Annotated in this window: 12 protein-coding genes and 1 tRNA gene; 8 read left to right on the forward strand and 5 right to left on the reverse strand. The window is 69.7% G+C overall.

All coding sequences use genetic code 11. The features are described from left to right. Window positions 1-789: a helix-turn-helix domain-containing protein gene (locus tag ACYQBY_RS14240; protein ID WP_459644528.1), complete on the reverse strand. Its 789-nt coding sequence runs from the start codon at window positions 787-789 to the stop codon at window positions 1-3. Window positions 790-905: 116 nt separating this feature from the next. On the opposite strand from ACYQBY_RS14240, the gene ACYQBY_RS14245 reads away from it, so the two are divergent. From ACYQBY_RS14245 to ACYQBY_RS14280, 8 genes are all read left to right on the forward strand, one after another. Beyond that, a complete protein-coding gene (locus tag ACYQBY_RS14245) occupies window positions 906-1175 on the forward strand; it encodes a DUF6284 family protein (RefSeq protein WP_459644529.1) in 270 nt (89 codons plus the stop codon). After that, window positions 1172-1384, forward strand: a complete 213-nt coding sequence (locus ACYQBY_RS14250; RefSeq protein WP_459644530.1) for a hypothetical protein — start codon at window positions 1172-1174, stop codon at window positions 1382-1384. The genes ACYQBY_RS14245 and ACYQBY_RS14250 overlap by 4 nt, the downstream gene beginning before the upstream one ends. A 5-nt stretch (window positions 1385-1389) precedes the next feature. Beyond that, the gene (locus ACYQBY_RS14255; RefSeq protein WP_459644531.1) at window positions 1390-1779 is read left to right on the forward strand and encodes a hypothetical protein; all 390 of its coding nucleotides are present in this window, start codon (window positions 1390-1392) and stop codon (window positions 1777-1779) included. Then, window positions 1776-3911 carry a cell division protein FtsK gene (locus tag ACYQBY_RS14260; RefSeq protein ID WP_459644532.1) on the forward strand — a complete coding sequence of 712 codons (2136 nt, stop codon included), beginning with the start codon at window positions 1776-1778 and terminating at the stop codon, window positions 3909-3911. Before ACYQBY_RS14255 ends, ACYQBY_RS14260 begins: the two co-directional genes overlap by 4 nt. Window positions 3912-4159: 248 nt before the next feature. Further along, window positions 4160-5161: a bifunctional DNA primase/polymerase gene (locus ACYQBY_RS14265; RefSeq protein WP_459644533.1), complete on the forward strand. Its 1002-nt coding sequence runs from the start codon at window positions 4160-4162 to the stop codon at window positions 5159-5161. Next, window positions 5161-6258 (forward strand): AAA family ATPase, encoded by a 1098-nt coding sequence (locus tag ACYQBY_RS14270; protein ID WP_459644534.1) that lies wholly within the window; start codon window positions 5161-5163, stop codon window positions 6256-6258. Before ACYQBY_RS14265 ends, ACYQBY_RS14270 begins: the two co-directional genes overlap by 1 nt. A gap of 23 nt (window positions 6259-6281) precedes the next feature. Then, window positions 6282-6503 carry an excisionase family DNA-binding protein gene (locus tag ACYQBY_RS14275; protein ID WP_459644601.1) on the forward strand — a complete coding sequence of 74 codons (222 nt, stop codon included), beginning with the start codon at window positions 6282-6284 and terminating at the stop codon, window positions 6501-6503. Then, window positions 6500-7669 (forward strand): tyrosine-type recombinase/integrase, encoded by a 1170-nt coding sequence (locus ACYQBY_RS14280; protein WP_459644535.1) that lies wholly within the window; start codon window positions 6500-6502, stop codon window positions 7667-7669. Before ACYQBY_RS14275 ends, ACYQBY_RS14280 begins: the two co-directional genes overlap by 4 nt. 94 nt (window positions 7670-7763) lie before the next feature. Here the strand turns inward: ACYQBY_RS14280 and ACYQBY_RS14285 are convergent, their stop codons facing one another. The 4 genes from ACYQBY_RS14285 to gyrA form a co-directional block, all read right to left on the reverse strand. Then, window positions 7764-9431, reverse strand: coding sequence for a hypothetical protein (locus tag ACYQBY_RS14285; protein WP_459644536.1), 1668 nt, complete (start codon window positions 9429-9431; stop codon window positions 7764-7766). 655 nt (window positions 9432-10086) lie between these two features. Beyond that, window positions 10087-10160, reverse strand: a tRNA-Ile gene (locus ACYQBY_RS14290). Between the two features lie 65 nt (window positions 10161-10225). Next, complete coding sequence (locus ACYQBY_RS14295) at window positions 10226-10696, reverse strand: DUF3566 domain-containing protein (protein WP_459644537.1); 471 nt, start codon at window positions 10694-10696, stop codon at window positions 10226-10228. Next, complete coding sequence (gyrA, locus tag ACYQBY_RS14300; protein WP_459644602.1) at window positions 10693-13329, reverse strand: DNA gyrase subunit A; 2637 nt, start codon at window positions 13327-13329, stop codon at window positions 10693-10695. Before gyrA ends, ACYQBY_RS14295 begins: the two co-directional genes overlap by 4 nt. Window positions 13330-13350 lie beyond the last annotated feature (21 nt).

Below are 13350 nucleotides of genomic sequence, written 5' to 3' on the forward strand. Positions count from 1 at the left end.
TCAGGCGCCGGCAGCGCTGAGCTGCCCGGCGGGGTCGTCGAGCACGAGCGTCTCGCGAGCCATCGGCGTGCTGTCGGCCCAAAGAGCGTCGAAGTGGCTCTCGAAACGGGCGAACATCCCGTCGCGGCCCAGCTTCTTGAGGTGCATCAGCGGGGCAGAGCGCCCCGGCGTGGCGTACAGGTGCGGGGTCACGAACATCTCGTCGTCGAAGCGGAAGATCGAGTTGTAGAGCGGGGCGTCCTGCTGCCGCACCTCCACCCGCTCGCAGGCGAACAGCCGGGCGAACTCCTCCAGGCTGCTCTGGATGCGGGCGGCGATGGTGATGGCCTGGCGCTCCTCCTCGTCGCGGCGGCGCACGTGCTCCGATCCCGGGTCGGCGATGGCGACGCGAATGCGGCACCCGGCCGCGCACTTGTCCAACAGCACGTCGACGAGCTGCGGGTGCTGGTGCGGCAGGAAGTAGAGCGTGTACCCCAGCAGGTCGATCTGGGTCTCGGCGCGGTTGATGAGGTGCCACCAGCGCGAGACCTCGACATCGGCCCTGCGGGGATACGCGGCAACGAGCTCGGCGGCGCCGGTGTCACCGGCGCGACTCTCCTGCACCTCCGGCCAGAGGAACTGCTCGCTCTCGTTGAGCGCGTCGGCCAGCGCGTAGCGGTGCCGGGGGTGCGGCACCCGCCCGGAGAGCCAGCGCTGCACCGTCTTGGGGTCCACGCCCGTCAGACGCGCGGCCCGCTCCGGCGTCATACCGGTAGTGCCCATCGCCTTGCGCAGCCGCTCGTTCGTCATGGCACACCCGTCCGGGACGTTTCGGCGATCTCGGAAACGTCCCAAACGTCCCATGGACGCGGTGAACACGTCAAGCGATGTTCGACTGACTGAGAGTCATGCGAAGTGAGAGGACGGTGGCCGCAGCAGCCGCCGAGACGGAAGACCGACAGGCGACGGAACCCACACCGCAGGCCCTCGGGGACATCGAGGCGGAGTGGCCGCTCATCGCGGCGGAGGTGGAACTGGTGAACGCCGAGGTGGCCGCTCTGGCGGCGTCCTCGGCGATGTGCGACCTGGCGCGGCGTCGGGTACGCCGTGCGGAGGTGCGGGTGGCCGCGGAGGCCCGCGCCTGGGCCGTCCGCCGGCACCGCGCCGGTTCGGCCGGGACGGAGGTGGCGGCATGAGCCTGGCCGTCTTCGGGCTGTTCCTGCTCGGTGCGCTGGTCGCGGCGTGCTGGAAGGACACGCGATCGACGTTCGTCGCAGTGGTGGCCGTGATGCTCGGGCTCACCGTCGCTGGATCCGACGGTGCACTGGGCGGGGTCTCGCAGTCCCTCGTCGACGGCGTGCGCGCCGGCCTCGACGGGCTCGGCAGCAACCTCTTCGGAGCGTGAGCGCCATGACGACTCCGATGCTCCTGCTGTTCGTTGTCTCCTCGGTGGTCACCGTGGTGGTCATCTGGCGACTGGCTCGGCTCGACCGTTCGGCCCGGCGTGCTCAGCACCGCGCCTGGGCACAGTGGCGGCTCACCGGCCGGGCGGTCCCCGGCTGGGGGCCGGAGTGGGTCTGGTCCAGCGACCGCCCCGGCGCAAGGGTCACTGAGAGTGCGGACAGCGCCCCTGCGGCAGTGATTTGCCTGGCCTGCCACCTGGAGGGCAGGGCCGCGAGCAGCACGTCGGAGGCGCAGTTCCTGGCCGGGGTGCACAACGAGCTGCACCACGCCGCGCGCCCGGTCGCGACCATCGCCGCGAGGTCCCTCGGCACCGACCAGCCGGGAGGTGCGGCATGAGCCAGCAGGAGCCGGGGCAGGTGGTGGACCTCAGTGCCGTGCGAGCACGGCACAAGCCGGCGGCCGAGGAAGCGGTGGCTGCGGACGCGGGCATCGGTGAGGTGATCGAGGGCGTCGTGCTCGATGCCGACGCGGCGGTGCGGGCGGTCCCTGTGGTGTCGGCCCGTCAGCGGCGGGAGGTGGTGCCGGGCTGGTTGCGCGACCGCGCCGCCGTGACAGGCCTGGTGCGCGAGTACGCCGACGCCGCCTGGCGCACCACGGCGTTCCACGTGGTGCGGGCACCGCTGTACTGGGCACGCCTGGTCGCTCGGTCCCCGCGCGGGACCTGCCGCATCGCTTGCGCGGTGGCGTCCTGGGCTTCGGACGGCAACGGCCGGCACGTGCGCCGTGCCCTCGCCCACGGTGAGGTGATGGGCGCCCACGAGGCCACGGCCTTCCACCGGGTCTCCGAGCAGCACCGCGAGCGGGTGCGGGTACGCCTGGCCCTGCTCGCCGCCGTCAGCGTCGCGCTCCTCGTCGGCGCCTACGTCATCGTCACGGCACTGACGGCCTGGGGCGTCGCCGCGGTGGCCGCGGCGGTGCTGGCCGGGCTCGGGGCGTTCGGGCGGAAGCCGGAGGAGCGCATCACCGGCTCGGCGGTGTCTGCCTCGTCGGTACCGCGGTTCACCTCCGAGCTGATCCTCACCGCGTTGGGCTCGCTGGGCGTCGCGGAGCTGAACAAGCACATGCGCACCGGTGAGGGTGTGCGGTTCGTCGGCCCGATCCACCGGGACGGGCCGGGCTGGCGGGCGGACCTGGACCTGCCGCCCGGGGTGACGGCGGGCGACGTCATCGACCGCCGGGACCGGCTCGCCTCGGGGCTGCGCCGGCCGCTGGGGTGCGTGTGGCCGGAGCCGGATTCGGAGCAGCACGCCGGGCGGCTGGTGCTGTGGGTCGGGGACAAGGCACTGTCCGCCGGCAAGCCCGTGGCGTGGTCGCTGACCAAGGCGGGGCGGGTGTCGCTGTTCGAGCCGTTCCCCGTCGGGGTGGACCAGCGGGGTCGCCCGGCGACGCTGACGCTGATGTTCGCCGCCATGGTCATCGGCGCGGTGCCTCGCATGGGCAAGACGTTCTTCCTGCGCCTGCTCCTGCTGGCCGCCGCCCTCGACGTCCTGGCCGAGCTGCACGTCTACGACCTGAAGGGCTCCGGGGACCTCGGCCCGCTGGAGCCGGTGGCGCACCGCTACCGCTGCGGGGACGAGGAGGAGGACCTCGCATTCCTGATGGCGAATCTGCGCATGCTGGGCAAGGACATGTCCCGGCGCTACCGCACGCTGCGGTCGCTGCCGCGGGTGGAGTGCCCGGAGAACAAGGTGACCCCCGAACTGGCCGCCCGCAAGGACCTCGGCCTGCACCCGGTCGTCGTGGCGGTGGATGAGTGTCAGTTCCTCTTCGAGCACCCCGAGCACGGCAAGGAGGCCGAGGCGCTGCTGACCGACCTGGTCAAGCGCGGCCCGGCCGTCGGGATCGTCGTCGTCCTGGGCACCCAGCGCCCGGACGCCAAGTCGCTGCCCACCGGGATCAGCTCCAACGCGGCGCTGCGCTTCTGTCTGCGGGTGATGGGGCAGGTGGAGAACGACATGGTGCTGGGGACCTCGATGTACAAGGCCGGCATCCGCGCCACGACCTTCACCCGCGCCGACCGCGGCGTGGGCTACCTCGTCGGCGACGGCGCTGAGCCCGTCATCGTCCGCGCCGCCTACCTCGACGCCCCTACCGCCGAGGCCGTCATCACCCGGGCCAGGGCAGCCAGGGTCGCGGCTGGCCGGCTCACTGGGCACGCCGCCGGCCTCGATCCCGACCCGGCCGAGAACGCCGAGGTGCCCACCGTCCTCGACGACCTGGCCGAGGTCATGGCCACCACCGGTGAGCGGGAGTGGTCCGAGACCCTCGTCGAGCGCCTGGCCGAGCTGCGCCCCGACGTCTACGCCGACTGGTCCGCCGCTGACCTCGGCGGAGCCGTCGCCCCTTTCGGCATCGACACCGTCCAGATCGGGCGGCGCATCGACGGCAAGGTCGTCAACCGCCGCGGCATCGACCGCAACCAGCTCCACGCCGTACTCACCCAGCGTGAGCAACGCCGCAGCGGCTGACCGCGATCGGGCTGATCGGTCGCGCCGCTAACCGGCCCTCACAGATCGCTAACGTTAGCGACCCCGCTAACGCCGCTGACCGGCCCGTGAGCTGCTCGTTAGCGCGTTAGCACCCGGTGAGCGCCGCACTGCGGAACCGCAGGTCAGGCCACCTCTTCGCGCCCTTCGCGCGCTTCTCGACCACCACTTCCCGGGCATCGCCATGCCCGCATGCGACTACCCACCGTCACTGCGACGAGGAGGCTCCTGTGCTCCAGCCACCCACCAGCTCCACCGACATCGTCGAGACCGCCCTGGCCTACGCCGAGGCAGGCTGGGCGGTCTTCCCGCTGCGACCCGGCGACAAGCGCCCAGCCTTCCCCGACCACGCCGCTGACCGCTGCACCGGCTCCGACCCGCGCTGCGCCCGGGCCGGGAAGCACGTGAAGTGGGAGGAGCGCGCCACCACCGACCCCGACCGCATCCGGGCCGCCTGGAGCGGGCGCCGCTTCGGCATCGGCATCGCCTGCGGACCCTCCAGCCTGCTGGTCCTGGACCTGGACACCGCCAAGCCCGGCGACACCGTCCCCCGCCGCTACTGCGACACCGACGTGCGCGACGGCGTCGGCGTGCTGACCGGGCTCCTGGCCGGGGAGGGCCGCGGGCTGCCGCGGACGTGGACCGTGCTGACCGCCCGCGGCGGCTGGCACGTCTACTTCCGCCAACCCGACGACGTCGCCCTGCCGAACACCGGGCCGGGCAGCCCCAACCGGCTGGGCTGGCTGATCGACACCCGCGGCCATGGCGGCTACGTCGTCGCCGCCCCCACCCGCACCCGCGATGGCGTCTACGCCGTCGTCCGCGCGGTGCCACCGGCTCCACTGCCGGACTGGCTGGCCGAGCGGCTGCGCCCGGCACCACTCCCTGCGAAGGAGCCCGTCACCATCCGGCTGGCCGACATCAGCGACACCCGCCGCCGCGCCTACCTGCAGGCCGCCCTCGACGGCGCGGTCCGCGGGGTGTTGACGTCGGCCGACCACGCCCACAACCAGGCCCTCTACGGCGCGGCCGTGCAGCTCGGCCAGCTCGTCGCCGGCGGCGAGCTGAGCGCCGACACCGTTACCGCCCTCCTGCTCACCGCCGGGCAGCAGGTCGGGCAGTCCGCGAGCGAGGCCCACAAGACCATCGCCTCGGGCTTGCGCCGCGGTGAGGACCGCCCCCGCTCCTTCACCACCGCAAGCGCCGCGGCCGCCGAGGGGAGCGCCGCCTGATGAGCACGAGGCTGGAACACCCCGGGACCGACGGGACGGTGCAGCGCCAGTACCCCGGAGACGGGCCGCGGCTGCGCCCGGTGCGCGACGACGAGCCTGCCCCGACGTGGCGGCCGCAGCTGTGGTCGGCCGACTCCCTCATGGCCACCGACTTCGCCCCGCCGAAGTGGGCCGTCCCCGGGGTGCTCTGCGAGGGCGTCTCCTTGCTGGTCGGCCCACCGAAGGTGGGCAAGTCCTGGCTGTCCCTGGGCCTCGGCCTGGCCGTCGCCGCCGGCGGGACCGCGTTCGGGTGCATCCCGGTCAGAGCCGGCCCGGTGCTCTACCTGGCGCTGGAGGACACCCCGCGCCGCCTCAAGGCCCGGATGAGCAAGCTCCTCGACGGCTCCCCCGCCCCTGGCGAGCTGCAGATCGCCACCGACTGGCCGCCCCTGCCGGCCGGCGGGGACGCCGCCATCGCCGCCTGGCTACGAGCGCACCCCGAGGCCCGGATGGTCGTCCTCGACGTCTTCGCCAAGATGCGCGGACCGACCCCGCAGGGCATGGGCGCCTACGACGCCGACTACGCCGCCGTCGGGCGCGCCAAGCGCATCGCCGACCACTTCGCCATTGCCGTCGTCCTCGTCCACCACGTCCGTAAGGCCGGCTCCGACGACTTCCTCCAAGAGGTGTCCGGCACCAACGGCATCGCCGGAGCCGCCGACGCCACCCTCGTCCTCAAGCGCGCCCGCGGCCAGCACGACGGCGTCCTGCACGTCACCGGACGCGACGTCGAGGAAGCCGAGCACGCCCTGGTGTTCCAGCCCGAGACCGGGCAATGGCGCATGTCCGACCGCCCCGCCGACGAGCACGCCCTGGGCGACACCCGCGCCTCCATCCTGCGCCACCTGCGCACGAGCGCCCCGGCGAGACCTGCGGCCATCGCCGATGCGCTGGCGATGAGCCGGGACAACGTCAAGCGCACCTGCGCCCGCATGGCCGAGGACGGCCAGCTCGCCGTCGACCACACCGGCACCTACAGCGCTCCCGGTGACTGGCACCAGACCGCTGTCCCCGCTGTCTCCCCTGTCCCCGCAGCCCCCCAGGAGCTACTCCCGTGAAGCCCGCCACCCTGGTCACCGCCCTGCCCGCTGCGAGCGACGAGCCTGAGCCGCCGGCGTCCGTCCCGACCAAGCTGCTCTACCGCCCCGAGGAGGCCGCCGTGCTGCTCAGCGTCAGCCGCAGCATCGTCTTCGAGTTGCTGCGCTCCGGCCGGCTGCGTTCGGTCAAGGAGGGCCGCACCCGCCTGGTGCCCGCTCGGGCGTTGCACGAGTACGTCGTGCTGCTGGAGCAGGAGGCGGCATGACGAAGCGACGCAGTCGCGGCGAGGGCGGCCTGCACTGGGACGAGGGCAGGCAGCGATGGATCGCCACGGTGACGATCGGCTACGAGGGCAAGGGCAAGCGCGTCGTGAGGAAGGCGAGCGGCCGGACGAAGACCGAGGCGAAGGCCCGGCTGAAGGAGGTCCTGCGCGACTACGACGACGGTCTGCCTGTCATCGCCGTCGACGGCTACACCGTCGGTGACGCTGTCCGTGAGTGGCTGGAGCTTGGGCTGACCACCCGCAGCGCCGCGACCCGCGAGACGTGCACCGTCATCTGCACCAAGCACGTCCTCCCCCACCTCGGGGCCCGCAAGCTGCGCGACCTGACCGCCGTGGAGGTCGAGCGCTGGCTGCTCAAGCTCACCGAGTCGCTCAGCACGCAGACGATCCGGCGGGCGCACGCATGCCTCAACCGGGCCGTGAAGCGGGCGATGGCCCGTGACCGGGTCAAGCGCAACGTCGTCGAGCTCTGTTCGATCCCGCACGGTCGACCGGGCCGGCCGTCCAAGGCCTTCGACACCGCCCAGGCAGAAGCGATCCTGGCCGGCACCCGCGAGCACCGGCTCTATCCCTACATCGTCGTCTCGCTGCTCACGGGCGCCCGTACCGAGGAGCTGCGGGCGCTGACATGGCGGCACGTGCACCTGGAGTTCGACCTGAGCCGGACGCCGGCCCTTCCGCCGCACCTAGAGGTGTGGCGCTCGGTGCGCGCCGGCGGGGAGACCAAGACCCGCCAGTCCCGCCGCACCCTCGCCCTGCCTGGGCGCTGCATCGACGCCCTGCGCCAGCAGTGGGCTCAGCAGGAGCGCGACCGGAAAGCGGCCGGCGCCCGCTGGCAGGAGCACGACCTGGTGTTCGCCACTGCCGTCGGCACGGCGATGAACCCCTCCAACGTCCGCCGCGACTTCCGCCAGGCGCTCAGCGCCGTGCCGGGGCTGGACCCGGCGCAGTGGACTCCGCGGGAGCTGCGGCACTCCTTCGTCTCACTGCTGTCCGACAGCGGCGTGCCAATCGAGGAGATCGCCCGTCTCGTCGGGCACAGCAGCACAACCGTCACCGAACTCGTCTACCGCCACCAGCTCCGCCCCGTACTGCAGTCAGGAGCGACGGTCATGGACCAGCTCTTCACCTTGAATCGGGAAGTGTGACGGAAGGTGTTCTTCTTCGGTCGCTCAACTGCCTATCCGCATAGGGAATCGCCTACAGCGCATAATAGGGCAGGTCTAATGCAAGAAGGTATTGTCACCCACCCTCCCTAGTCAAGATGCACATTGTCGCGACAGTATCATCCAAGGGCTTCGCGATGGCCAGGATGTTTCCTTCCGCGTCTTGACCATTTGGCTCGATCGCCACAGGGCGCATATCAACCAGACAGTCTCCGAGGCGGAAGACTTGACCAGCAATGGATGCCTCCCGAACGAAGGGCAGCGCCACCGCAACGGGACCCTGAACGACGTCTGCCATAGTTTTTCCAGGATGTAGCTGAAACGGCACCTCGCGGGGCGCAACGGTGATGACCTCCCCACGCAAAAGTGCATGCGTTTCTCGAATCTCCCGCACATCGGCTTCGGTCAAGTCAAGAGTGACTTCAAACCAGTTGTTCGCGGCATCCTGGATGTCTCGCAGTTGAGTAAATAGCTCCACTAGTCCACTCGACACAGGAGCAGCTTCGTTCGTCAGAGTCTCAAAATCACCGACATCAACTCCCTCAAATGCAATACTAAGTTCATTGGGAGCCTTGATTGACGCGGCAAGCCGAAGTGCCGGCAAGGCTTGCGCCGCCGTCACCAGCCGCGTTCCTACGGTATGGAAGTCAATCTCTACCTTCTTTGCCTTGGAGTCAATGCGGAAGGTCACCTTAAGGACCCCACTTATATCCGCACCCGACAACTCAATTCCGTGCTGTCCTCGTGTTGATTTATTGAATACCAGGGGCAGTGCTGCCACAGTAGATCCGTCAGGATCTCTAACTTCAATCTTTCCAGCCTGGATGGAGTTGGGCGTGGCAACAGAGCCAAGACTGATCGTTGCACTGGTGTAGCTACCACCCAAGCCTGCAGGGGCATCCACAACGACTCCTTGCACGTTGTCAGACGCCACGATGACGTCACGACCAAAATTTAACGCACCCCTCAGTTCCTGTTCTCTGCGCTGATCAACTTCATCTTGATCGAAGTTCAGGCGCAGGTTCACAGTCATGGGACGGTCTATTGCGGCACCCGTCTGCTTCTCGACTACCGCGACTGACAGAACGCCGACGGCAGGGTCGTTGCCTTCTTGCATGTACATAACCGCCGCTGGATGGGCTAGCTGGGCCGCTTCAATAGGCCCGTCAATAACATGAAATCTATAGTACGGATCTATCTCATTAAGCTTGTCCCGAAGTGAGCGAGTCCGCGCAAAGGCATCCTGGATACTTCCGACGACTGCATCCTCACCCTTTAGTTCGCGCAGAAGCCGTACCACCTCGGCATTGGCGTCCTCAAAGAAGTACTTTCGCGCATCGGAGTGTGTGGCAGCCATGTCATTCAGCCACCCGAGGCCCCACCACTCCAACGGAAAGGGGTACTGTCGTCGAAGGCCATCAAACCAGCGATCTTCGACAGGATTGGGATCGATCGGAACGATAAGGGTCCAGGACGTCGGATTCAGTTCAGCGGCCTTCTTCAGTGATCGCTCAACCTGCACTCGACGATTCGGCGAACGAGGTGACATTCGACCAGTGAATGACTTGACCTCATAAATTTCTCGAATGCCCTCGGCAACATATTGCATGTCGCGACCCTCGTCGCCACCAGCGCCGTCAATTCGCTGAATGCCAGGATGGGCACGTCCCAGCGCGACAGCTACAAACTCTTCGACCTTGGGCGAACCTTTAAAGTCGTCCCACCGTACCGTCGTCATGCTCACATGATTCCATCAAATAGTGACAAGCGCCGCCGCACCGCGCCGTAGCAGGTCGACCTCGCCAGCTCGTCCGCGCGGCAGTCGTATATGCTCTGGACGCTGCACTCAACCTCAAACGTCCCTGACCATGTTGCATGCCGTCCTCATGGGCAAGGTCGATGAGGAAGATATTTGGGCTATACCTTCCGCACCACCCCCTTGCATGGCGGTCAACGGGCTCTCTTGCCAGTCATCGTGCTTGCCGTCCTGGCGTAGTAACCCACATCTGTGATGCGCTCGCCGCCAGTCGCCAGGAGTTGCTCACCCCGGCATGGCCGTCGATGTCGTTCACCACTCGAAGCAGCCTGCTCTCTCTCCCCCGCACCAGTGGTACTGCCGCTCCTAGCGGCGCCTTGGCCAGGTGGCCGGGTGCCGACCGACCTCAGTGCCGCCGTGGTCGCCCGCCCGCCTCGGTGCTAGTGCCTCACACCTCACAGCCGGCGCCTACGGCCCAGGGGCGGAGCCTGTAGGACGGGCGGCTGGCGCCGACCAGCCAGGAGCCCTGCAGGTAGGCACATGACAACCGCTAGTCACTCACTTAGTCACCCACCCCACCCCCGCCAACGCCAGAGGCCCGCACCCCCGGAGGGGTGCGGGCCTCTGACCTGCGACAACGCTGTGGGCCTAACAGGATTTGAACCTGTGACCTCTTCCTTATCAGGGAAGCGCTCTAACCAACTGAGCTATAGGCCCGTGCCACCCGAGGGCAGCGGTACACGACTCTACCGCACGGGGTGGGGTGCTCCACCCCGGGCGGGTCAGTCGTCGGACAGGGTGACGCGCAAGCCGCCGACGAGGGCGGCGGAGACGTTGTAGAGGAACGCCACCAGCGTGGACAGGGCCGTCAGCAGCACCACGTCGACGACCGCGACGACGGTGGCGAGGGAGACGACCTTGCCGAAGCCGACGTACTCGTACACGTCGAGGCCGTTGGAGCCGACGATCGTCTGCAGCAGGCCGTTCACGGAGCTGAAGACGCCCATGCCGTTGAGCACGACCCACACGACGGCGGTGGCGACCACGAGGGCCAGGCCGACGGCCACGGACAGCAGGAACGACAGCTTCGTGACCGACCACGGGTCGATCCTGGCCAGGGTCAGGCGGACCCGGCGGGGCATCCCGTCCGTGGCGGCGCCCTGACCGGGCCGCGCCGCGGGGCGGCTGGGCGCCGTGGTGCCTGGTGAGCCGGGCGACGTGCCCTGCCCGAACGTGCGATCCACCGGGCTCACTCCGTGCCTCCCTGCTCCGCCTCGGACGTGGACGGGTCGTCAGACCGTACGCCATCCCCGGTGTCTCCGGCCGCGCCGTCCACAGCACCCTCACCAGGGCTTTCCCCGCCGTCCCCGGCCGCGAGGTCGTCCCCGGGCCCCGCCTCGTCGGGCACGTCGGTGACGTCCGCACCCTCGGGACCGGTGTCCGCGGCGTCGTCCACGGCGGCGACCTCGTCCGCCAGGGCGCGCTCGGCGTTGCGGGCCACGGCGATGATGTGGTCACCCGTGTCCGGCTTGGCGAAGGTGACGCCCATGGTGTCGCGGCCCTTGGCGGGCACCTCGTCCACGCGGGAGCGCACGACCTTGCCGCCGGCCATGACGACGAGCACCTCGTCGTTCTCCTGCACGGTGAGGGCGCCGACCAGGTCACCGCGGGCCTCGGCCAGCTTCGCGACCTTGATCCCCAGGCCGCCGCGGCCCTGGCGCCGGTACTGGTCGATGGGGGTGCGCTTGGCGAAGCCACCCTCGGTGACCACGAACACGTCCTGGTCCTCCCGGGCCACGGCCAGGGCGAGCAGCTCGTCGTCGCTGCGGAACTTCATGCCCGTCACACCGGACGTGGCGCGACCCATCGGGCGCAGGGCGCCGTCGTCGGCGGTGAAGCGCACCGACATGCCCTTGCGGGAGACCAGCATCAGGTCGTCGGCGTCACCCACGAGGTCCGCGGCGAACAGCTCGTCGGGCGTGCCGTCCTCCCGCTCCCGCAGGTTGATCGCGATCAGGCCGCCGGAGCGGTTGGAGTCGTACTCCGACAGCCGGGTCTTCTTCACCAGACCACCGCGGGTGGCGAGCACGAGGAACGGCGCCTGCTCGTAGTCCTCGATGTCCAGGACGGCCACGATCCGCTCCCCCGGCTGGAACGCCAGGAGGTTCGCGACGTGCTGGCCGCGCCCGTCCCGGCCGGCCTCGGGCAGCTCGTACGCCTTGGCGCGGTACACCCGCCCGAGGTTGGTGAAGAACAGCAGCCAGTGGTGGGTCGTGGTGGTGAAGAAGTGCTCCACCACGTCGTCCCCGCGCAGCTGCGCCCCGCGCACGCCCTTGCCGCCGCGGCGCTGCGCCCGGTACTGGTCGGTGCGGGTGCGCTTGGTGTAGCCGCCGCGGGTGACGGTGACGACGACGTCCTCGACGGGGATGAGGTCCTCGACGCTCATGTCCCCCTCGAACGGGAGGATCTGCGTCCTGCGCTCGTCGCCGTACTTCTCCACCAGCTCGGCCAGCTCCGAGCCGACGATCTGCCGCTGCCGCTCCGGCCGGGCGAGGATGTCCTGGAAGTCCTCGATCTGTCGCATGAGCTCGTCGTACTCGTCGGTGAGCCGCTGGCGCTCCAGGGCGGCGAGCCGGCGCAGCTGCATCTCCAGGATGGCGCGCGCCTGCACGTCGTCGATCTCGAGCAGGTCCATCAGGCCGGCGCGGGCGTCGTCCACGGTCGCGGAGGCGCGGATGAGGGCGACGACCTCGTCCATCGCGTCCAGCGCCTTGAGCAGGGCGCGCACGATGTGGGCGCGCTCCTCCGCCCGGCGCAGGCGGAAGCGGGTGCGCCGCTGCACGACCTCGACCTGGTGGCCGATCCAGTGCTTCAGGAAGGCGTTGAGCGGCAGGGTGCGGGGCACGCCGTCGACGAGGGCGAGCATGTTCGCGCCGAACGTCTGCTGCAGCTGGGTGTGCTTGTACAGGTTGTTCAGCACGACCTTCGCGACGGCGTCGCGGCGCAGCACGACGACGAGGCGCTGGCCGGTCTTGCCGGAGGTCTCGTCGCGCACGTCGGCGATGCCGGCGATGCGTCCCTGGTTGGCGAGGGAGGCGATGGTCTCGGCGAGGTTGTCCGGGTTGACCTGGTACGGCAGCTCCGTGATGACGAGGCAGGTCCGGTTCTGGATCTCCTCGATCTCCACGACCGCGCGCATCGTGATGGAGCCCCGGCCGGTGCGGTACGCGTCGGCGATGCCGCGGTAGCCGAGGATCTGCGCGCCCGTGGGGAAGTCCGGGCCCTTGACGTGCTGCAGGAGCGCGGCGAGCTGCTCCTCGTCGGAGGCCTCGGGGTGGGCCAGCAGCCACTGCACCCCCGCCGCGACCTCGCGCAGGTTGTGCGGAGGGATGTTGGTGGCCATGCCGACGGCGATGCCGGCGGAGCCGTTGACGAGCAGGTTGGGGAAGCGGCTGGGCAGGACCAGCGGCTCCTGGTTGCGCCCGTCGTAGTTCGCCCCGAAGTCGACGGTCTCCTCGTCGATGTCGCGGACCATCTCCATGGCCAGCGGCGCGAGGCGGCACTCGGTGTAGCGGGGCGCGGCGGCGGGGTCGTTGCCGGGGGAGCCGAAGTTCCCCTGCCCCGCCACCAGCGGGTAGCGCAGCGACCACTCCTGCGCCAGGCGCACGAGGGCGTCGTAGATGGAGGTGTCGCCGTGGGGGTGGTAGTGACCCATGACGTCGCCGACGACGCGGGCGCACTTGGAGTACCCCCGGTCGGGGCGGTACCCGCCGTCGTACATCGCGTACAGCACGCGCCGGTGCACCGGCTTGAGGCCGTCGCGCACGTCCGGCAGCGCCCGGGACACGATGACGCTCATCGCGTAGTCCAGGTACGAGCGCTGCATCTCCAGCTGCAGGTCGACCTG

The organism is Kineococcus anabasis (assembly GCF_054590795.1).